General features: G+C 69.2%; 18 protein-coding genes. 14 read left to right on the top strand and 4 right to left on the bottom strand.

Translation table 11 applies throughout. The features are described from left to right. The first annotated feature begins 273 nt into the window (after nucleotides 1–273). The 6 genes from R4P08_RS10145 to R4P08_RS10120 all read left to right on the top strand — a co-directional run bounded on the left by R4P08_RS10145 (nucleotide 274) and on the right by R4P08_RS10120 (nucleotide 4,126). Nucleotides 274–411, top strand: a complete 138-nt coding sequence (locus tag R4P08_RS10145) for a hypothetical protein (RefSeq protein WP_317813694.1) — start codon at nucleotides 274–276, stop codon at nucleotides 409–411. Nucleotides 412–578: 167 nt separating this feature from the next. Continuing rightward, entirely contained in the window at nucleotides 579–731 is a 153-nt protein-coding gene (locus R4P08_RS10140) for a hypothetical protein (protein ID WP_317813693.1), read from the top strand. Between the two features lie 409 nt (nucleotides 732–1,140). Further along, nucleotides 1,141–1,287: a hypothetical protein gene (locus R4P08_RS10135; protein WP_317813692.1), complete on the top strand. Its 147-nt coding sequence runs from the start codon at nucleotides 1,141–1,143 to the stop codon at nucleotides 1,285–1,287. Between the two features lie 136 nt (nucleotides 1,288–1,423). Beyond that, nucleotides 1,424–1,570 carry a hypothetical protein gene (locus R4P08_RS10130; protein WP_317813691.1) on the top strand — a complete coding sequence of 49 codons (147 nt, stop codon included), beginning with the start codon at nucleotides 1,424–1,426 and terminating at the stop codon, nucleotides 1,568–1,570. A 381-nt stretch (nucleotides 1,571–1,951) separates the two neighbouring features. Next, complete coding sequence (locus tag R4P08_RS10125) at nucleotides 1,952–3,064, top strand: alpha/beta hydrolase family protein (protein WP_317813690.1); 1,113 nt, start codon at nucleotides 1,952–1,954, stop codon at nucleotides 3,062–3,064. 162 nt (nucleotides 3,065–3,226) lie between these two features. Continuing rightward, entirely contained in the window at nucleotides 3,227–4,126 is a 900-nt protein-coding gene (locus R4P08_RS10120) for an alpha/beta fold hydrolase (protein WP_317813689.1), read from the top strand. Here the strand turns inward: R4P08_RS10120 and R4P08_RS10115 are convergent. Continuing rightward, nucleotides 4,086–6,272, bottom strand: coding sequence for a prolyl oligopeptidase family serine peptidase (locus R4P08_RS10115; protein WP_317813688.1), 2,187 nt, complete (start codon nucleotides 6,270–6,272; stop codon nucleotides 4,086–4,088). The genes R4P08_RS10120 and R4P08_RS10115 overlap by 41 nt on opposite strands. Nucleotides 6,273–6,439: 167 nt before the next feature. On the opposite strand from R4P08_RS10115, the gene R4P08_RS10110 reads away from it, so the two are divergent. Together R4P08_RS10110 and lpdA are read left to right on the top strand one after the other, a co-directional pair. Then, a complete protein-coding gene (locus R4P08_RS10110) occupies nucleotides 6,440–6,595 on the top strand; it encodes a hypothetical protein (RefSeq protein WP_317813686.1) in 156 nt (51 codons plus the stop codon). Nucleotides 6,596–6,719: 124 nt separating this feature from the next. After that, nucleotides 6,720–8,111 carry a dihydrolipoyl dehydrogenase gene (gene lpdA, locus R4P08_RS10105; protein ID WP_317813685.1) on the top strand — a complete coding sequence of 464 codons (1,392 nt, stop codon included), beginning with the start codon at nucleotides 6,720–6,722 and terminating at the stop codon, nucleotides 8,109–8,111. A gap of 208 nt (nucleotides 8,112–8,319) precedes the next feature. Here the strand turns inward: lpdA and R4P08_RS10100 are convergent, their stop codons facing one another. Then, nucleotides 8,320–9,102, bottom strand: coding sequence for a hypothetical protein (locus tag R4P08_RS10100; RefSeq protein WP_317813684.1), 783 nt, complete (start codon nucleotides 9,100–9,102; stop codon nucleotides 8,320–8,322). A gap of 307 nt (nucleotides 9,103–9,409) precedes the next feature. On the opposite strand from R4P08_RS10100, the gene R4P08_RS10095 reads away from it, so the two are divergent. From R4P08_RS10095 to R4P08_RS10085, 3 genes are all read left to right on the top strand, one after another. Further along, nucleotides 9,410–10,138, top strand: a complete 729-nt coding sequence (locus R4P08_RS10095) for a beta-phosphoglucomutase family hydrolase (RefSeq protein WP_317813683.1) — start codon at nucleotides 9,410–9,412, stop codon at nucleotides 10,136–10,138. Further along, nucleotides 10,135–12,681: a glycoside hydrolase family 65 protein gene (locus R4P08_RS10090; RefSeq protein ID WP_317813682.1), complete on the top strand. Its 2,547-nt coding sequence runs from the start codon at nucleotides 10,135–10,137 to the stop codon at nucleotides 12,679–12,681. Before R4P08_RS10095 ends, R4P08_RS10090 begins: the two co-directional genes overlap by 4 nt. Nucleotides 12,682–13,112: 431 nt before the next feature. Next, complete coding sequence (locus tag R4P08_RS10085) at nucleotides 13,113–13,973, top strand: endonuclease domain-containing protein (RefSeq protein WP_317813681.1); 861 nt, start codon at nucleotides 13,113–13,115, stop codon at nucleotides 13,971–13,973. 275 nt (nucleotides 13,974–14,248) lie between these two features. Here R4P08_RS10085 and R4P08_RS10080 read toward each other — a convergent pair whose 3' ends face one another. Then, entirely contained in the window at nucleotides 14,249–14,884 is a 636-nt protein-coding gene (locus R4P08_RS10080) for a carboxymuconolactone decarboxylase family protein (protein ID WP_317813680.1), read from the bottom strand. Nucleotides 14,885–14,889: 5 nt separating this feature from the next. Further along, the gene (ramB, locus tag R4P08_RS10075; protein ID WP_317813678.1) at nucleotides 14,890–16,344 is read right to left on the bottom strand and encodes an acetate metabolism transcriptional regulator RamB; all 1,455 of its coding nucleotides are present in this window, start codon (nucleotides 16,342–16,344) and stop codon (nucleotides 14,890–14,892) included. A 194-nt stretch (nucleotides 16,345–16,538) separates the two neighbouring features. Here ramB and aceA point away from each other — a divergent pair, with 194 nt between their 5' ends. The 3 genes from aceA (at nucleotide 16,539) to metE (ending at nucleotide 21,340) form a co-directional block, all read left to right on the top strand. Beyond that, nucleotides 16,539–17,828 (top strand): isocitrate lyase, encoded by a 1,290-nt coding sequence (gene aceA / locus R4P08_RS10070; RefSeq protein ID WP_317813677.1) that lies wholly within the window; start codon nucleotides 16,539–16,541, stop codon nucleotides 17,826–17,828. A 214-nt stretch (nucleotides 17,829–18,042) separates the two neighbouring features. Continuing rightward, nucleotides 18,043–18,951 (top strand): 3-hydroxybutyryl-CoA dehydrogenase, encoded by a 909-nt coding sequence (locus R4P08_RS10065; protein WP_317813676.1) that lies wholly within the window; start codon nucleotides 18,043–18,045, stop codon nucleotides 18,949–18,951. A 79-nt stretch (nucleotides 18,952–19,030) separates the two neighbouring features. Next, entirely contained in the window at nucleotides 19,031–21,340 is a 2,310-nt protein-coding gene (metE, locus tag R4P08_RS10060; RefSeq protein WP_317813819.1) for a 5-methyltetrahydropteroyltriglutamate--homocysteine S-methyltransferase, read from the top strand. Nucleotides 21,341–21,346: the final 6 nt, after the last annotated feature.

Below are 21,346 nucleotides of genomic sequence, written 5' to 3'. Positions count from 1 at the left end.
CACAGTCGTTTGTACGGTCTTGATGGCCTCTCTGGGGCGCCTGGCGCGTGTTGGGGCTGTTCACACATCCCGCCCACATTGCTTGTCCGGGACGCGGTCGCGCGCGTTACCCGACGTTTACCTAAGCCGTGGGCTGTAAACGCTGAGAGACCTGCGGTTACGGTTTGATATCTGCCATTGCCGCAGACGTGAAGGGTTCTTACTATTCGGTTCAGGCGCCGGAAGGTGCCAGTCGCAGACGAGAGTCGTCCGCGAACATGAATGGAGTGACTCATGCCTGACTTCGCCGTCCTGTCCGACCTCTTCTCCGCAGTCTCCGACCTCCTCGGCGGATTCAGTACCTTCGTCGGCTCCGCAGGGCCCGAGGGGTTCGGTACGACTCTGTTGGGAAGCGCCACCGCTGGGGAGTGACCACCTGACAGGCCCCGTTGATCCCGGTCCGTCGGAGGTCCGGTCCCCAGGGGCTTTGGCCCTTCCTGATCTGGTGACGCGTCGCTACTGCCGGTCCCCGTTACTGACGTCCGCAAAACACACCGACACCCGCGTCCCGCGGGTTCGCAGCACATAGGAGAAAAAACATGCTTGGTTCCCTTGCCGCCCTTGACCCCGTTGGCACCGCTCTCGGCGCACTCAGCGACTTCGCCGGAGCCTTCGGCGACATCTTCTCGGGCATCGCCTTCTTCACCGGCGAGGACTTCGCCGCGGCCCTCGCCAAGGGCTTCATGAAGTAGGGGCACAAGACCCGTTCGGTCGCCACATATGAGGCGGCCTTCATAACCGTTCGACCCCCTGTACGGCCCGCGCACTCACCCTGCGCGGGCCGTACAGCTGTATCTGCACAGATGTCCAAGATGAACAAGTGTTGATGTGAAGATGAACGCCACCGGTCTCGACCGGGCGGGTTCCGCCATGCCCTGGGGAGTCGGTCGGAGAACCTTGCCGGGGACGCCGTGTCTTGGCAGATGGGGCAAGGTGTTAGGTTACCCTTGCTGCCGGCGCCCCACGGTGCCGGAAGTGCCCTGGGTTCACGGCGAGATGAATATCAATCGTCGTGACGGAGGTCTCAATTGACAACTGTTCAACCCAGGCTACTCTTAGCCCGACCCCTCAGCAGGGGCTCGACTTCACAAAGGGAGAAACATGCCTGACTTCAGTGCGATCGCCAAGCTGCTCGGCGGCGCCAAGGACATCCTCGACTTCGTCGCCGGCATCACCGGCTCGGTTGGCGGCTTCGAGACCGGCGTTACCGGTCCCATCGAGGGTCTGCTTTCGGGATCTGCCGAGTAAAGGGGCCAGTCCTCACCCGAGCGGAACGCCTTCGCGATCCGCTTGCCGTCTGCCGGAACTGCTCGGAAGACGGTCCGTAAAAATCCCCTCCCTGCGCGGACGAACCCGAGCGGGATACGCACATAAGGAGAACATCATGGGCTCTTCCGAGCTGTCCATCTTCAGCAAGCTCGTCGACGTCGTCGGCGGCCTCTTCGGCGACGTCAAGAGCGGCGTCACCGGTCTTGGCTACTTCCTCGGCGAGGACTTCGGCAAGGCGCTCGCCGCCGGCTTCATGAAGTGAGCTGACACCTGAGTCGCAAGACTTGTCGGAGAGGGCGCCGGGATACCGGTGCCCTCTCCGCATTTCCGGGCGCGTCCGGTGTGGCTCGTGCTTCCCGTTCTGGACAGTGTGTATAGAGATCCGTTCATAACGGTAACGCCGAGGCTGATACCGTCGATAATGTTGACGTGAGCCGCAAGGGTGGCTCCGCGGGTACTACTGGGCCACCTCGGCTCGGAACCCCCGGGCCTTGCCTCGGCGGGCGCAATACTCAGTCTCAGCTACTCTTGTGGTGCGAGAGTGTCCAGTGGGGCTTGTGTGACTAATGGGAGTTGGGCTAACTTCAGCTGAAGGTCTGCCCTGGTCCGTCTGTGAACAACGAGAAGGTAAGGCGTCGGAAATATGCGTTCAGTCAAGAGCGGTCGGTTCGGTAAGAAGGTCGCCGCTGTGGCCGTTGCCGCGGCCATGGTCCCCGTCGTCGCCACGGGCACGGCACAGGCCCAGGGTGGCAACATCCAGTACACCAAGGCCACTGCCGACAAGAAGGTCGTCGAGACCAAGCTGGCCGACGGTCGTCTGATCGTGTCGGTCTGGTCGGACAAGATGGCCATCGAGGTCCCGAACATCGTCCAGCCGCCCCGCGACGGCAACCGCAGCGCCCCGGTGCTCTACCTGGTCAACGGCGCCGGTGGTGGCGAGGATTCCGCTACCTGGCAGGCGCAGTCCGACGTCAAGGCCTTCATGGCGGACAAGGACGCCTGGACCGTCACCCCGATCGGCGGCGCCTTCTCGTACTACACGGACTGGCAGCGCCACGATCCCAACGTCCAGACCCGCTACGCCCGCGAGACCAACCGTCCGATGGCGTTCGAGAGCTACCTCGCCACGGAGCTCCCGGACCTCTTCGAGAAGGCCTACGGCGGCAACACCGGCGGCGACCGCAAGCGCTCGCTCGCGGCCATCTCGATGACGGCCACCTCGGTGCTCACCATCGCCCAGAACCACCCGGGCCGCTTCCAGGCCATCGGCTCCTACTCCGGCTGCGCCGAGACCTCGACGCCGATCGGCTACCAGTTCATCAACATCGTCACCGGCATGCGTGGCGGCGCGGACCTCAACAACATGTGGGGACCCTTCCCGGGACCGGGCTGGACCGCCAACGACCCGGTCGCCCAGGCGCACAAGTTCGTGGGCCAGCGCGACCGGAACCAGCTCCCGGCCATGTTCATCTCCACCGGTAACGGCCTGCCCGGCCCGCACGAGTCCATGGAGAACTGGCGTCTGCGCAACAGCATCCCGGCGCTGGCCAACCAGGCGATCGTCGGCGGCATCATCGAGGCGGCCACACAGTACTGCACGGCCAACCTCGCCCGTCGCTTCGCCGAGCTGCAGATCCCGGCCCAGTTCGACTTCGCGCCCAACGGCACGCACTCGTGGGGCTACTGGCAGGACGACCTCAAGCAGTCCTGGCCGATGATGGCCAACGCCATGAACGCGCGTTACGGCCCGATCTGATCGGTCGCTGACGCCACCAGGCACCCACGGACCCCGTCCCACCACTCGTGTGGGGCGGGGTCCGCTGTCGTCGGGGCGCCCTGCCGTCGGGTCACGGTGCCATCCGCACTGCGCCGTCGGGTCGGCTGTTGCGCCGGCCGGGACCTCCGGCATCCTGTACACATGACCAAGACTGACGACCCGCAGCGGATCGAGCTCCGGCACTCCGACGGCAGCACGAGCCCGCTGCTGGTGGTCGAGGCCGATCACCGGGATGAGAACCGGCCCGCGGTCCTGGTCCTGCCCGGTATCGCCGTCGGAGCCCGCTACTACCTCCCCCTGGCCCGCGCGCTGGCCGCGGCCGGCGTGGACGTGGCGATCACCGAACTGCGGGGGCAGGGCGAGAGCACCCACCGCATCGGCCGCCGCGGGGGAGCGGCGGGCTACCACGAGAGTGCCGCCGAGGACGTGCCGCTGGCGCTCGACGCCATGCGGCGCACGCTGGGCGAGCGTCCCGTGGTGCTGCTGGGTCACAGCATGGGCGCGCAGATCGGCGTCTACCACCTGGCGCGCCACGACCCCCGCGTGGTGGGGCTGGTGGCGGTGGCCGCGCAGTCCCCGTTTCACCGGGGCTACCCGCCTCAGGTGGGGCGCCGGCTGCATCTCGGCTCGGTGCTGCTGCCCGTCATCGGCCGGGTGTCCGGACACGTGCCGGGTCAGTTCTTCGGCGCCACCGGCAGGATCCCGGCCGATCGCATCCGCGACTGGTCCCGCCTCGCCGCGACCGGCGTGATGCAGCCGGAGCGAGCGGACGTCGACTACCGCGCCGGGTTGGCGCGCGTGACCGTCCCGGCGCTGTCGATCGTGATCGCCCGCGACCACCTTGCCCCCGAGAGCGCCGCCCGCGGCCTGCTGGCGATGCTGCCCGCGTCCCGGACCAGCCTCGAGCTGGAGCCGTCGGCGCTCGGCCACAACGGGTGGGCGCGCAAACCAACTGAGGTCGTCGCCCGGGTGCTGGCGTGGATGGACCGGGAGGTGGCGGTCAGTCCGTCGCGGGACGACGACGAGGTAGGCGACGCCTGAAGAACTCGTAGGTGAGAACCGCCTTCCGGGCCTCCTGGGAATTGTCGGCCGCGCCGGCGTGGCCGCCCTCGACGTTCTCGTAGTAAGCCACCTCGTGTCCCGCTGCCTCCAGTGCGGCCGTCATCTTGCGGGCGTGACCCGGGTGGACGCGGTCATCCCTGGTCGAGGTGGTCATGAGGACCGTCGGGTACCGGCAATCCGAGGCCGGCCGCACGTGCTGGTACGGCGAGTAGGCGCCCAGGAAGTCGTCCCAGTCCGCCGACTCCGGGTCGCCGTACTCGGCCATCCAGGACGCCCCCGCCAGGAGCAGGTGGTAGCGCTTCATGTCCAGCAGCGGCACCGCGATGGCCAGGGCGCCGAAGAGTTCCGGGTAGCGGGTGAGCATGACGCCCATGAGCAGGCCGCCGTTGGACCCGCCGGTCGCCCCCAGCTGGTCGCGCGTGGTGACGCCCGTGTCCACGAGGGCCCGGGCCACGGCCGCGAAGTCCTCGTAGGCGCGCGGGCGTTTCTCCCGGACGGCGGCCTGGTGCCAGGCGGGGCCGTACTCGCCGCCCCCGCGGATCCCGGCCACCACGTACACGCCACCTTCGGCGAGCCACAGCGCCCCGCGCAGGGCGGCGTACGAGGGTCGCATCGAGATCTCGAAGCCGCCGTAGCCGTAGAGGATCGTGGGCGCCGGCCCGGCCGGGCCGGGGCCGCGCATCACCGTGTACGGCACGAGCGTGCCGTCGTCGCTGACCGCGGTGTGGCGGGTCACCTCGATCCCGCTGGTGTCGAAGCGGTCCGGTGTGGAGCCGAGGGTGGTGGTGGTGCCGTCGGCGCGGAGGAGGACCAGGGACGGCGGGACGATCGGCCCCGAGACGGCCAACACGGCGTCGTCGGGGTGCGGACGCTCCCCGGCCGCGCCCTCGCCCGCGCCGGCGCCGTCCGCGGTCGAGCCGTCGGTGCCGGTGCCGTCCATTCCGGAGAGGCGGTCGCAGGACAGGACGTCCACCGAGACGTGCTCGGGCAGGCCGTCGACGGTCAACCGGCGCCACGGCCCGTCCGCGTGATTGGGGATCGCGAACGCGTCCAGGCGGGACTCCGTGTCGTCGAGGATCGTCAGCAGGATCCGGCCCCGGCCCCACGTCACGTCCTCGACGGTCGTGGACGGGGTGGGGGAGAACAGGACGACAGGGTCGGGCAGCGCCGTGGGGTCGGCGTCGACCGCGGCCCAGGGCAGCACCAGGACGGACCCGCCGGGGTGCGTGCGACCGGCCACCTCGAGGTCGGTACGCGGGCGCAGCAGGAGCCAGTCGCCGCACGAGTCCACGCGGCAGTCCTCCGGCACCGGGAGCAGGTGCGGGGCATCGGCCACGGGATCGCCGCCCGCCGGCCAGAACCACTCCTGGGAGGTGTGGAAGTCGGGGGCTCGACTGGCAAGGAAGCGGCCGGAGGTGAGGTCGTACGAGGCGCCCACGGCCACGTCCTCGGTTCTCCCGGCAAAGATCTCCGGCGCCTGCTGCGGGTCGGTCCCCCGCCGCCAGAGGCGTGCGGTGCGCGCATAACCGGAGTCGGTGGCATCGGCACCGTCAGGGTCCAGCGGCGCGCTGAGCAGCAGGGTGTCGCGATCCACCCACGACACTGAGCACTTGGCCTCCCGCAGCCGGAACCCGCCCTCGGACTCGGGGATCAGCCGGCGGGCGGTCAGGTCGTATTCGCGGACCTCCACCGCGTCCGCGCCCCCGCGGGACAGCCGGATGAGCGCCCGGTCATCGGCGGGCCGCCGGACGACCGCGCCCGAGTAGACCCAGTTCACGCCCTCCTCGGCGGCGAGGGCGTCGACGTCCACGAGCGTCTCCCACGCCGGGTGGTCCACCCCCGGGGCGCCGCTCGAGAGCACCGACCACGGCACCCGGCGCCACAGCCCCCGGGGGTGCTCGGCGTCGCGCCACAATGTGTAGGCGTAGCTGCCCCGCAGGACCGGCCACGCGATGCGGTCGGTGGCGTCGAGGATCTCAAGCGCGCGGGCGTGCGCGCGCTCGGCGTGCGGACCGGAGGCCAGGTCAGCGACAGTGCGGTCGCTGCGCTCCCGGACCCAGTCGAGGGCCTCGGCGGAGTCCACGTCTTCGAGATGGAGGTAGGGGTCGGTTGCAGGTGCGGTCATGCCCTCGATGATGCCGTTACCGTCGCGGTGGACCGGAATCGCTGCCGGATTTACTCAGGCTCTTGTTACTGGACCGTGTCATCCGTAGCATCTTCCCTACGCAGGGGTCGACTGGCCCGGCCATTCTCGACGGTGTCGGGGATGCACTCGATAAACGGAGATATACAATGGGTTCCATCACCGACATCCTCAGCACCGGCTCCGGCGAGTCCGGTTCGCTCAGCGGCGGCAGCGCCACCGGCGACATCGTCAACACGATCGCCGAGACGATCGGCGACATCGTCGCCACCGCCCTCAAGTCGGTCCTGGGCAACCTGTCCTGATCCGCGTCTGACGCGAAGGCCGTCGCCGCTCCCTCCACCCGGAGGGGGCGGCGCCGCTCATTTCGGGTGCGATTCCACGCGGCATCCACTGCCTGAGTCGCGCGATGCGCATACCCTGTGTTCCGTGGCTGACACTCATTACGACCTCATCGTCCTCGGCGCGGGCCCCGGCGGCTACGTCGCCGCTATCCGCGCCTCGCAGCTCGGCCTCAAGGTGGCCGTGATCGAGGAGAAGTACTGGGGTGGTGTCTGCCTCAACGTGGGGTGCATCCCCTCCAAGGCGCTGCTGCGCAACGCCGAGTTGGCCAACACCGTCCTGCGCGACGCCAAGACGTTCGGGATCTCCGGTGACGTCTCCTTTGACTTCGGTGCTGCGTTCGACCGCAGCCGCAAGGTCTCCGACGGCATCGTCAAGGGTGTCCACTACCTCATGAAGAAGAACAAGATCACCGAGATCGACGGGTTCGGGACCTTCACCGACGCCAAGACGGTCGAGGTCGACGGCACGGCGTACACGTTCGACAACTGCATCATCGCGACCGGCTCAGTGGTCAAGACCCTGCCGGGCATCGAGTGGAGCGAGAACGTGGTGGGCTACGAGGAGCAGATCCTCTCCCGCGATCTGCCCGGCTCGATGGTGATCGTGGGTGCCGGAGCGATCGGCATGGAGTTCGCCTACGTCCTGGCCAACTACGGCGTCGAGGTGACGATCGTCGAGTTCATGGACCGTGTCCTGCCGAACGAGGACGCGGAGGTCTCCAAGGAGCTCGCCAAGCACTACAAGAAACTCGGCGTGAAGCTCCTCACCGCGCACAAGACCACCAAGGTCACCGACAACGGTGACTCGGTGGACGTGGAGATCCAGAAGAAGGACGGCGGCGACACCCAGACGCTCACCGTGGACAAGGTGCTGGTGTCCGTGGGCTTCGCCCCCCGCGTCGAGGGCTTCGGGCTGGAGAACACCGGGGTCGAGCTCACCGACCGCGGCGCGATCGACATCGACGACCACATGCGGACCAACGTGAAGAACATCTATGCGCTCGGCGACGTCACCGCCAAGCTGCAGCTCGCCCACGTGGCCGAGGCGCAGGGAGTGGTGGCCGCCGAGACGATGGCCGGCGCCGAGACCCAGACGCTGGGCGACTACCGCATGATGCCGCGCGCCACCTTCTGTCAGCCCCAGGTGGCCTCCTTCGGGCTGACCGAGGCCCAGGCCCGCGACGAGGGCTACGACGTCAAGGTGGGCAAGTTCCCGTTCTCCGCCAACGGCAAGGCCCAGGGACTGGGCCACGCGGTCGGGTTCGTCAAGGTGGTGGCCGACGGCACGCACGGTGAGCTGCTCGGCGCGCACCTCATCGGCCCCGATGTCTCCGAGCTGCTGCCAGAGCTGACCCTCGCCCAGATGTGGGACCTCACCGCCGAGGACGTGGCGCGCAACGTGCACACGCACCCGACGCTCTCCGAGGCCATGAAGGAAGCGCTCGAGGGCGTCAGCGGCCACATGATCAACCTGTAAGGCCCGCCCCGGCCCGCCCCGGCGGGACCCCCGCCCCGGCCGCCCCGGCCCGCCCTGGCGGGACCCCCGCGGCCCGCCGGGCCCCGCGGCCCGCCGCCAACGATAAGAGCGTTCCGACCACCCTCGGGCGATGTGGTCGGAACGCTCTTATCGTTGGCTGGTGCCGTGCGCCGGCTGCGCGGTGTGGGTGCGCGCCGCGCCTGCAGCGCTACTCCGCGCTGACCAGCTTGCCCATCTGCGTTGTGTAGATGGAGTCGAGCGCTCCGGCGGCCGTCGGCAGGACCGGGTCTGCTGCCGGGTCGTCGCCGCGGGCGGCGTACTCGATGCTCACCGTGGTGTCGCGGGCGAAGCCGTGGATGGCGACCGCCCGGCTGATGGTCTTGGTGCCGTTGGGCAGGGTGGAGATGAAGTCGCTGGTCACCCGGAACCCCTCGGCACCTGCGACGGCCGGGGCGTCCGCCACGGTCATCTTGAGCTCCACGCTCGGGTTGGTGGTGCTCTTGGAGGACTTGCAGGCCTCGTAGAGCGAGCGGTCCATGAACTCGTCCAGCTTCTGGCCGACCATGCCGATGCCGAAGCGGTGCTCGGTCTCGACGCTCTCGGACTGCTTGTAGCGCACCGCGGCGGTGACGCCGTCGGTGGCCGCGAAGTTGGAGACCGTCTCCAGGCGGGAGACCTTGTCGCAGGCCGGTTCCGTCATGAGCTGCTTGCCCTGGTCCGCGACGAGCTTGTCCACGGCGCCCCGGAGCAGATCGGGCTTAATCACCTGCACGACACCGCCACCGGGGGCCTCTCCCTCGGCCAGGACCAGCTCGGCCACCGGAGCCTGGGGCGCGGACTCATCGACCGGGGTCGAGGTCTCGCTGCTGGCTGTGGGGTCGGCGCTCTCGGAGTCGCCGGAATCCGACGTGCAGGCCGTGAGCGCGGCTGCCGTGACCAGCGCGAGGCCGGCGACGGCGACGCGGCCGGGGGTACGGGTGCGAAGTCGCATCTCTCTCCTTCTAGTCAGGGTCAGTTACATGATGCCACCGCGCTTGCAGGATCTGGGCATCCCGCGCGACTCCGGCGGCCCGCGCGCGTGAGGTGTGCCATATCGGGGGAGGGGCAGGCGTCGAATCGTAGTTCATGCGTTTACCCTTGGTGCGGCAACTGCATGACACTCAACTCTGCACGACAATGGCCTCCGCACGACAATGGCCTCCGCACGACAATGGCCTCCGCACGACAACGGCCTCTGCAGGGCAACTGCACTGAGAAGGCACCGCGAACGGCCCTGAGGCCCGGAAGCAGGACATGACATGGACCATGACGGAGTAGACGCCGTGCTCTTCGACCTCGACGGGGTGATCACCCCGACGGCCGAGAAGCACATGCAGGCGTGGAACCAGATGTTCTCCGCCTACTTCGTCGAACGCGGGATCGAGCCGTACTCGGACGAGGACTACTTCCGTTATATCGACGGAAAGCCCCGGGTCGAGGGCATCGCGTCGATGCTCGCCGCGCGCGGCATCACCCTCGAGGAGGGCGACGACGACGACCCGGCCGATCGCGAGACGGTCCACGGGCTGGGAGCACGCAAGAACGTGATCTTCCGTGAGCTGCTCGACCAGGGGATCGAGGCCTACCCGGGCTCCCTCGAGTACCTCGACGCCCTCGACGCCGCGGGAATCGCCTCCTGCGTGGTCTCCAGCTCCAAGAACGCCGTCTCCGTCCTCGAGGCCGCGGGCCTGAAGGATCGGTTCGACATCGTGGTCGACGGACTGGTGGCGGTGGCCGAGGGGATTCCCGGCAAGCCCCTTCCCGACACCTACCTGCGGGGCGCCGAGCTGCTCGGGGTCCCCGCGGAGCGCTGCGTGGTGATCGAGGACGCGGTCTCCGGGGTGCAGGCCGGTGCGGCCGGCGGGTTCGCCCGGGTGGTCGGCGTGGACCGCGGTGCGGGCAGAGAGGCCCTCCTGGCCGCGGGCGCCGACCTCGTCGTCGTCGACCTGGCCGAGCTGGTCCCCGGACTCGCGGGGGTACGGTCATGAGCCCCATCCCCCCCGGGCGCGGCCCGGTCCACGACACCGTCGGTGAGTCCGTCCCCGGCAACATCCGCACGACGTACGGCGTGAACCTGCGCAGCCACCTCGAGGTCCCGGAGATCAACCGCTCCACCCACCCGGTGGACCCGTGGCGCTGGGTCGAGACCAGCCCCAAGGCCTCCCCGCTCGGGGTCTCCGAGACGCAGTTCGCCGTGGCCAACGGCTACCTGGGGATGCGCGGCAACCCCGAGGAGGGCCGCGACTCCCGCACCCACGGCACCTTCATCAACGGATTCCACGAGACGTGGCCCATCCAGCACGCCGAGGACGCGTTCGGTCTGGCGCGCGAGGGACAGACGATGGTCGAGGTCCCCGACACCAAGACGATCCGCATCTACGTGGACGACGAGCCGCTGCGACTGGGCGCGGCCGATCTCGAGCACTACGAACGCAGCATCGACTTCCGCGACGGCATCCTGCGCCGTGAGCTGGTGTGGCGCACGCCCGCGGGCAAGAAGGTGATCGTCCGCACCACCCGCATGGTGTCGATGGTGGAGAAGCACCTCGCGGTGATGACCTACGAGGTCGAGCTGCCCGACGAGCCGGCTCCGGTGGTGATCTCCTCGCAGGTGCTCAACCGGCAGGACGGCGAGGACGAGTACCACTCGGCGGTGGACACCGAGACCCCGGAGGGCTTCGACCCCCGGCGTTCGGACGGGCTCGAGCACCGGGTGCTGGAATCGCAGCACTGCGAGGGCCAGCACGGGTACCAGGTGCACGGGTACAAGTGCGCGAACTCGGGGATGACCATCGGTGTGGCCGTGGACCACCGGGTGGAGACCGAGGACGAGGTGGACATGAACACCGACGTCCACGAGGACGGCTCGACGGTCGTCTACCACGCGCACGCCACCCCGGGGCGCGTTTTCAGGCTCACCAAGATGGCGGCGTACCACACGTCGGATCAGGCCCCCGCCCAGGAACTGGTGGAGCGGTGCGCGCGGACCCTCATGCGGGCGCGCGACCGCGGTGTCGAGGACCTGCACCGCACCCAGCGCGACTGGTACGACCACTTCTGGCACCGCGGCGACGTGGAGGTGGAGGGCCCGGCGGAGACGCAGCAGGCCATCCGCTTCAACCTCTTCCAGCTGGCCCAGGCCTCGGCGCGGGCGGAGACCAACGGGATCGCGGCCAAGGGCGTCACCGGCAGCGGCTATTCCGGGCACTACTTCTGGGACACCGAGACGTACGTCCTGCCGTTCCTGACCTACACGCTGCCGCAGTTCGCCCGCAACGCCCTGCGCTTCCGCTACTCGATGCTCGACAAGGCCCGCGAGCGCGCCCGCTTCCTGTCCGTGAAGGGGGCGCTGTACCCGTGGCGCACCATCAACGGTGAGGAGGCCTCGGCCTACTACGAGGCCGGCACCGCGCAGTACCACATCAACGCGGACATCGCGCACGCCATGGTCAAGTACCTGTGGGCGACCGACGACCAGGAGTTCATGATCCGCGAGGGCGTGGACGTGCTGGTGGAGACCGCGCGGATGTGGGTCTCGCTCGGGTTCTTCGGCGTCGACGGGAAGTTCCACATCCACGGGGTGACCGGCCCCGACGAGTACACGACCGTCGTGGACAACAACCTGTTCACCAACGCCATGGCCCGGTTCAACCTGGTGGCCGCGTCGATCGCCTGCAAGCGCATCGCCGAGCTGGGTGACGGCCGGTGGGAGGGCATCTGCTGGCGCCTGAAGATCGACGACGACGAGATCGCCGAGTGGCGACGGGCCGCCAAGAACATGGTGATCATCTACGACGAGGCGCTGGGGGTGCACCCGCAGGACCAGGACTTCCTGGCCAAGGAGGTCTGGGACCAGGACCTCGAGGACCCGCGCCGGCCGCTGCTGCTGCACTTCCACCCGCTGGTGATCTACCGCCACCAGGTGCTCAAGCAGGCCGACGTCGTGTTGGCCATGTTCCTGCGCGGCGACGAGTTCACCGAGGACCAGAAACGGAACAACTTCGAGTACTACGACCCGTTGACCACCGGTGACTCCACTCTGTCCGCGGTCGTGCAGTCGATCATCGCGGCCGAGATCGGCTACTGCGACGAGGCGTTCGAGCACTTCTCCAAGGCGCTCGTGGTGGATCTGGCGGACGTGCACGGCAACGCCTCCGACGGGATCCACGTGGCCTCGGCCGGTGGTGTGTGGTCGGCGCTCGTCAGCGGCTTCGGCGGGATGCGCGACTACCAGGGCGACATCTCCTTCGACCCGCGGGTGCCGGCCGAGTGGGACGGGCTGACCTTCCGGTTGACCGTCCGCGGTACGCACGTGCGGGTCCGGTGCACCCACGAGCTGATCACGATCGTCAACCTCAACGGCGCGGACTTCGAGTGCGCGGTCCAGGGGCAGCCGGTCCTGGTGCCCGCGGGGGAGACGGTGTCGATCGAGCTGGACGAGCGGGCCCGCGTCTGCCGGCCCCGCGTGACGACCGCGGTGCAGGACGCAGAGGCGCTGGATGCGATGGCGGAGGGTGCGCCGGCGCTCTGAGCTGGCCTGCTGATCCGGCCTGCTGATCCGATCGGCTTTGCGCTGCTCCTTCGCCGGTGGGTCCGATCGGCTGCGGGTGCGCGATCAGCGAGGTGGCAGCCGCCCGGGCAGAGCGCCAGCGCACCCGCTGCCGGATACGCTGCCCCTTCGGCCTGCGCTGGCTGAATGCACGGTTTCAGCAGGGGTGCGCTGGCAGTTCGGTCCATAGGGCCAGCTCAGGTCAGAGAAGCAGCGTATCCGGCGAGGGGTACGCTGCCTCTCCGCTCTCCGCTCTCCGCTCTCCGCTCGCGGGGACTCGGCGCCGATGCTCAGCGGGCTCTCTGCGCAGACGGCTGTCGGGTTTCTCCACAAGCGCGCCTCATCCACAGGCGAGGTGTTCCGGCCCAGCCTCTCCGCGGGATTCGTCGTCGTCGTCGGGCAGCATCACCGACATGATCGGCGTCATCGATGAGGTGCACCCAGTACTGTCTCTGGCCCGGCTGAGCCACGAGATCGCCCACCTCCCCAGGAGGCGTCGGGAACGCGACTTCGTGAAGATCGCGGACGAGCTCTGGCTGCCTGCCGGCGTGGTCCAGGATTTTGAGACACTGTCGGTCGCGTACTCCCGTCTCTATCCGCGCGGGGTCCTGACCGGTTGGTCGGCGGCGATGCTCCACGGGATCAGTCCGCCGGACGACGCCGTTCCCGAACTGTCCGTAGGACCGCACGGTCGGGTTCGCGACGGGCTCCGGATCCGGCGATACGAGGTGCCGGACCAGGCGGTGAATGTCGTCCGGGGCGTTCGCGTAACCGCGATGCGGTGGACTGCCTTCGATCTCGCGCGCTTCAACGACCACGTGTACGGAGTGCTCGCGGTCGAGGAGTTCTACCGTCGCGGGGTGACTCGGGCGAGCATGCAGGAGACGGTGGCCTATATGGCCGGGACCTGGGGCGTCGCCCGGGCTCGGCGGGTTCTGGCGGACGCCGATCCCCGTTCCGAGTCGCCGCGGGAAACCGAGACCAGGTTGTTTCTCAAAGAGGCCGGTTATACGAATTTCCTGCCGCAGGTCGAGGTCCGCGACCTCGGATATCGCTTGGACCTCGCGGACCCGGAGCTCAAGATCGCCGTCGAATACGACGGGCCCCACCACGACGATCCGATTCAGCAGTCCAAGGACCGGCGCCGGAGGAATCGCCTGCAGGCGGCGGGGTGGATCGTCATAGTGGTGGACCGCAGACTCTTCCGACATCAGCGCGACGAGATCCTGCAGCAGGTCGCGGCTGCCTACCTCGTGCGCCGGGCCGCAGCGTGAGCCGGGCGGGCGAAGAGCGTGAACCGGGCGGGCGGGCGGGCGGAGAGCGTGAACCGGGCGGGCGGGCGGGCGGGCGGAGAGCGTGAACCGGGCGGGAATGGCCCGAGAACGGGCAGAGACGGCGCGTTACCCCCGCCGGATACGCTGGTCCTTCGAGCGGCGATGGATGAATGGACCAATCGGGCAGCGCAGGCCGGAGGATTCCGTGCATTGGGCCAGCGCAGGTCAGAGGGGCAGCGCGAACCGGGGCGGTTGCGCTGGCGCTGTGTTCGGAGTCAGCGGGGCTGGTCGGGCTGGATGCGCAGGGCGTGGAGTGAGGTGGCCAGGCCGTCGTATTGGGCCACCAACTGCACCAGGGCGACGAGCTCCGAGGAGTTCAGGTGGGTAGCCAACGCCGCCCACGCGTGATCGGCGATGTCCTTCGACTGCACCAGCTCGTCGACCGCGCGCATCACGGCTTCGAGCCGATCCGTCCACCCGGCGGTGGCGGGGTCCCGGAGGGTCCGGGCGATGTCGTCGTCGTCGAGTCCCACCCGGGCGCCGATCCGCTCGTGATGGGCCCGCTCGTACTCGCTGCCCCGCAGGTGGGCCACGCGCAGGATCACCAGTTCGGTGGTGCGGCGGTCGAGGACGCCGAACGGCATCATCATCCCGGAGTAGGCCAGCCACGCGGGAAACAGGCGGCGCGCATGGCCGAGGGTGGCGAACAGGTGGACGTCGCGGCTGCCCGTGACCCGGGCGCCGATGCGGTTCACGGCCCACCCCACCGGGCCGAGTTCCCGCAGGCCACCCGGCCGGATGCGGGGCCGAGCCGGTTCCTGGGGCGGACGCTCGGCCGGACTCTGGGCCGGACTCTGGGCTCGCCCCGGGGCCAGGCCCGGGTCGTCGCTGCTGCTGGCGGGCTGGCTCATGGCCGTCAGGGTAGGCCAGTGGCGCCCGCCGGGGAGCCGGGTTCGTCGAGCAGATACGGCGAGAGCGCCGAGCGGTGGGCGTCCACCTTGAGCGCACGGTTCAGTGGCGGGAAGGCACGTTGCGGGCAGGCGACGCGCTCGCACATGCGGCAGCCCGGACCGATCTTGGTGGCGGCGTCGACGTCGGCCAGATCCAGGCCCTGCGCGTACACGGTCCGGTGGGCGTGGCGCGCCTCGCAACCGAGGCCGATCGCGAACGTCTTGCGCGGCTGGCCGAACCGCATCGGCCGGGTGGTGACGGTCCGGGAGACCCAGAGGTGCACGCGGCTGTCCGGCGTCTGGGCCACCTGGCGCATGATCTTGCCCGGCGAGGAGAACGTCTCGTAGACGTTCCACAGCGGGCACGTGCCGCCCGAGGTGGTGAAGTGGATGCCGGACGCGGACTGGCGCTTGGACATGTTCCCCGCGCGGTCCACGCGCACGAAGCTGAACGGCACCCCGGAGGCGCCCGGCCGCTGCAGCGTGGACAGGCGGTGGCAGACGGTCTCGAAGCCGGTGGCGTAGAAGGCGCTGAGCCGCTCGATGTCGTAACGGAAGTCCTCGGCCGTGTCCAGGAAGCGCTGGTAGGGCATGAGGACGGCGGCCGCGAAGTAGTTGGCCAGCCCGCGCAGGGCCAGCGTGAGCGCGTCGGGCGAGCTGAAGGCGCCGCCGGCGACCAACTCGTCGAGCAGCTCCCGGTGTTCGAGGAACGCCAGCTCCGACGCCACCCGGAAGGCCTGCTGTCCGCCGGTCAGGTGGGCCGACAGGTCCAGCCGGCGGTCCTCGGCCGAGAAGCGGTGCCAGAGCCCGTCGGGCAGGTCCACGCGGCGCACCACCCGTACCCCGTGCACCTCCGACAGGCGGTTCTCGAGCTCGGTGCGGACGTCACCGCGGTTCATGCGGATGCGGTTGGTGAGCTCCTCGGCCGCGGTGTCGAGCGAGTGGATGTAGTTCTGGCGCTGGTAGAAGTAGTCGCGCACCTCCTCGTGCGGCATGGCGAGTGCGGAGTGGTCCACCTCCCCGGCCAGCGCGTTGCGGCTCTCCGTGAGCGCCGCGAGCAGGTCCGCGGAGTTCCGGTAGCGCTGGTTCAGGACCGCGAAGGCGCGCGCCAGTGACGGGTGGGCGCGGACCAGGTCGATCACGTCCGCCGCCGGGATCCCGGAGGACACCTGCGGGTCGGACAACGCCTCGGTGAGCTCTGCGATGAGGCGGGTGTCCGAGTCCGAGGCGAAGAAGGTCGAGTCGACGCCGTACTGCTCCGACAGGCTGGTCAGAACTCTGGAGGTGACCGGGCGGGCGTCCTTCTCGAGCTGGTTGAGATAGCTCGCGGACAGGCCCAGGGTCTGGGCGAACGCGGCCTGGGTCAGCCCGTGCTCCTCGCGGAGACGGCGCAGGCGCGCGCCCATGTGGCTGGCGGTCATGAGTGGCTCCCCTGAGGTGATGGCGTGCCCCACGATCCTCGCAAACATTGCACGACGAGTAAAGAAACTCGCCAGATTCGCAGAACCCGCAGGTAGACGCGGTGCGACACGTATGGCACCCTTAGCGAGTACAGGGCGCAGAACTCGCATTAGTGCGAAGGTCGCGTCCGTCCCCGAGACAGAAAAGAGTCGCGATGTCGAACGTCGGCAAGGCACGTACCACTGAGGAGATCCAGCAGGACTGGGACACCAACCCCCGCTGGAAGGGTCTGACCCGCAACTACACCGCTCAGCAGGTCGCCGATCTGCAGGGCAGCGTGGTCGAGGAGCACACCCTCGCCCGCCGCGGCGCGGAGGTCCTCTGGGAGAAGGTCAACACCAAGGACTTCGTCAACTCCCTCGGCGCGCTCACCGGCAACCAGGCTGTGCAGCAGATCCGCGCCGGCCTCGAGGCCGTGTACCTCTCCGGCTGGCAGGTCGCCGGCGACGCCAACCTCTCGGGTCACACCTACCCGGACCAGTCGCTGTACCCGGCCAACTCGGTCCCGACCGTGGTCCGTCGCATCAACAACGCGCTGCTCCGCGCCGACGAGATCGCCCGCGTCGAGGGTGACACCTCGGTCAGCGACTGGCTCGCCCCGATCGTCGCGGACGCCGAGGCCGGCTTCGGTGGCGCCCTCAACGCGTACGAGCTGCAGAAGGCCATGATCGCCGCCGGCGCCGCCGGTGTGCACTGGGAGGACCAGCTCGCGTCGGAGAAGAAGTGCGGCCACCTCGGTGGCAAGGTGCTCATCCCGACCAGCCAGCACATCCGCACGCTGACCTCGGCTCGTCTCGCGTCCGATGTCGCCAACGTGCCGTCGGTCATCATCGCGCGTACCGACGCCGAGGCCGCCACGCTCATCACCTCCGATGTGGACGAGCGTGACCGCCCGTTCATCACCGGTGAGCGCACCGCCGAGGGCTTCTACCACGTCAAGAACGGCATCGAGCCGTGTATCGAGCGCGCGAAGGCCTACGCCCCGTTCGCCGACATGATCTGGATGGAGACCGGTACCCCGGATCTCGAGTACGCCAAGAAGTTCGCCGAGGGCGTCAAGTCCGAGTTCCCGGACCAGCTCCTGGCCTACAACTGCTCGCCCTCCTTCAACTGGAAGGCGAACCTGGACGACGACACCATCGCCAAGTTCCAGAAGGAGCTCGGCGCGATGGGCTTCAAGTTCCAGTTCATCACCCTGGCCGGCTTCCACTCGCTCAACTACGGCATGTTCGATCTGGCCTACGGCTACGCCCGCAACCAGATGACCTCGTTCGTCGAGCTGCAGGAGCGCGAGTTCAAGGCCGCCAAGGAGCGTGGCTTCACGGCCATCAAGCACCAGCGTGAGGTCGGTTCCGGTTACTTCGACCGCATCGCCACCACGGTCGACCCCAACACGTCCACCGCGGCGCTGAAGGGCTCCACCGAAGAGGGTCAGTTCCACTGACCTACGTGTCGGCCTCTCGTCGGGGTCGACCAGCACGGTGACGAGTGATACCCACCGGGGGCTGCGGCCGTCTCCTCGAGGCGGCCCGGCCCCCGGTGGCGTTCGCGCACCGGCGTCCGCACACCAGCGTCCGCACACCAGCGTTCGCACACCAGCGTCCGCACACCAAGGACGCGCGCCCGCCAGACCCCCCGCCACGAAGGACGTGTCGCACATGCCCACCACCCGCGAGGTAACCCGGGGTCCGGGCCGGATCACCCGCGTCGGCGTGGTGGGTGCCGGTCAGATGGGTGCGGGGATCGCCGAGGTGTGCGCGCGTGCCCATGTGGACGTCCTGGTCTGGGAGTCCAGCCGGGAACTCTCGGCCGCGGGGCGCTCCCGCATCCTCGACTCACTCGGGCGCGGCGTCTCCTCCGGCAAGATCACCGAGCGGGAGCGGGAGCAGGCCGCGCTGCGGCTGCGGTTCACCACCGACCTCGGGGACTTTGCCGACCGCCAGCTGGTGATCGAGGCCATCGTCGAGGACGAGTCCGCCAAGACGGCCGTGTTCCGGGAACTCGACGCGGTGGTCACCGACCCCGAGGCCGTGCTGGCCTCCAACACCTCGTCGATCCCCATCATGAAGCTCGGCACGTGCACGGCGCAGCCCCAACGGGTGATTGGCATGCATTTCTTCAACCCCGTCCCCGTGCTCCCACTGGTCGAGTTGGTGAGCACCCTGGAGACCGGCACGGCCATCCGTCAGCGTGCCGAGGCGTTTGCCGAGCAGGTCCTGGGCAAGCAGGTCGTGCACTCCGCGGACCGCTCGGGCGCGGTCGTCAACGCGCTGCTCATCCCGTACCTGCTCTCCGCGATCCGGATGGCCGAGTCCGGATTCGCCACGCCGGAGGACATCGACAAGGCCATGGTGCTCGGTTGCGCCCACCCGATGGGCCCACTCACGCTGTCCGACCTCGTGGGGCTGGACACGGTCAAGGCGATCGCCGACTCGATGTACACGGAGTTCCGCGAGCCGCTGTACGCCCCTCCGCCCCTGCTCCTGCGCATGGTCGAGGCCGGGCGGCTGGGCAAGAAGTCGGGCCACGGCTTCTACCGCTACGACGTCGCCCGCGCGGCTCGCTGACCGTCTCGTGACCCCGCCGGAGGCTGTGTCGCCGCACGAGTCCGGCCGGCCGCGTGCCCGAGGGCCGCACCTCGACCGCGTGCACCTCGACCGCGCGCACCTCGACCGCGCGCACCTCGACCGCACCCGCGCCTCCAGCGTCCTGGGCTACCCGCGGATCGGCCCGCGCCGCGAACTCAAACGCGCGCTCGAACGGTACTGGCACGGCAACGGCACCCGGTCCGAGCTGCTGGCCGTGGGGCGCCGTATCCGTGAGTCGACGTGGCAGGACCTCCGCGCCGGGGGACTCACCCAGATCCCGGGCAACACCTTCTCCTTCTACGACCACGTCCTGGACGACGCCCTGCTCATGGGCGCGGTCCCGCACCGCTTCAGGGACCTGGTCGAGGGGATGTCCCCGGTGGACACCCAGTTCGCGCTGGCCAGGGGCCGGGCGGACGTCTCGCCACTGGAGCTGGTGGCACTCCAGGGCACTCCGTACCACTATCGCCAGCCGGAGTTCGAAGAGTCCTCCGTCCTGGGACTGCAGGCCGGGGAGCTGCTGGCGGAGGTCGCCCGCGCACACGAGCTGGGCTTCGAGATCCGCCCCGTCATCACCGGGCCGATCTCGCTGCTCCTGCTGAGCAAGCCCGCCCCCACGGCCGATCCCGGTTTCCGGCCGATCGCCCTCCTGGACCGGTTGCTCACCCAGTACGAGGCGCTGCTGGGCGTGCTCGCGGAAGCGGGCGTGACCTGCGTGCAACTCGACGAGCCGTGCATGACCATGGAGCGCACGCCGTTCGAGGTCGGGCGGCTCCGCCACGCCTACGACCGGCTCTCGGCGGTCCGGTCGCGGCCACGGATCCTGGTGACGGGTCAGTACGGGGATCTGGGCGAGGCCCTGCCGGCGCTGGCTGCCACGGGGATCGAGGCGATCGCGCTCGACCTGGTGCACGCCCGCCGGAGCGCCGCTGAACTCGCGGTGATCCCGGGGCTGCCCGATAAGCGGCTCTACGCCGGGGTGGTCGACGGCCAGAACGTCTGGCGCACGGACAAGTTCACCACGTTGGACTACCTGCGCGACCTCAAGGCCACGTTCCCCGATCTGGTGGTGTCCACCTCGTGCACGCTGCTCCACGTCCCCTACGACGTCGCCACCGAATCGGACCTGCCGGCCGAGCTCGCGGACTCGCTGGCCTTCGCGCAGCAGAAAGTGGCGGAGGTGGTGTCGCTGGCCAACGCGCTCGCCGACGGTCCCACGCCGCGCTGGCGCCGGTTGCCGGTACTGCCCAGCGCGCGGCGCGCGGACGTTCGCGCCAGAACCGCGGCGATCGACGACGACGACAAGGTCCGCCTGCCCTACGCCCAGCGGGTCCCTCTGCAGGCCGAACGGCTGGATCTTCCAACGCTGCCCACCGCGACCCTCGGATCGTTTCCGCAGACCGTGCAGATCCGGCGGGCCCGCCGGGACCTGGCCGACGGCCGGATCGACTACGAGCGCTACCGCGAGTACCTGCGGGAGGAGATCGCCTCGGTGATCCGCCTGCAGGAGGACATCGGCCTGGACGTCCTGGTGCACGGTGAGGTCGAGCGCAACGACATGGTGCAGTACTTCGCGGAGCTGCTCGACGGGTTCGCGGTGACCCGGTACGGGTGGGTGCAGTCCTACGGGTCCCGATGCGTCCGCCCCCCGGTCCTCTACGGCGACGTCGCGCGACCAGCGCCGATGACGGTGGAGTGGACGGGTTACGCGCAGTCGCTGACGGACCGGCCCGTCAAGGGGATGGTGACCGGCCCGGTGACGATGCTCGCCCGGTCCTTCTGCCGCACCGACCTCGCGCTACCCGAGGTGGCCACCCAACTCGCCCTGGTGATCCGCGACGAGGTGGCGGACCTGGAACGGGCGGGACTGGCGATCGTGCAGATCGACGAGCCGGCCATCCGTGAGCTGCTGCCCCGCCGTGGAGCCGACCGGGGGAGCTACCTCGACTGGGCGGTGGCCACCTTCCGCCTGGCGTCGGCGGGAGCGCGGCCCGACACCCAGATCCACACGCACCTGGGCTACTCGTCGCTGCAGGAGATGAAGGAGGCGATCGAGGGCCTCGACGCCGACGTCACCGCGATCGTCGCGACCAGGTCGATCGACTGGGTCCTGGACGCGCTCACCGACCACGCCCTGACCCGGCAGGTGGCCCCGGGTGTCTACGAATCCCGCTCCGGTTTCGTCCCGGACATCGACCTGCTGCACGAGCGACTGCTCAAGGGGGTGGCGGCGGTGGGGGTCGAGCGGCTGTGGGCGGTGCCGGACGGCGGCCTCAAGACCCGTTACACCTGGCAGTTGGAGCCGAGCCTGCGCAATCTGGTCACCGCCGCCCGACGAATCCGTCGGGCGGTTGCCCGGGACGGGTGAGGTTCC

It is taken from the genome of Rhodococcus sp. IEGM 1408 (genome assembly GCF_033142235.1).
GTDB lineage: Bacteria > Actinomycetota > Actinomycetes > Mycobacteriales > Mycobacteriaceae > Dietzia.
This window is presented reverse-complemented; position numbering and strand designations above follow the sequence as displayed.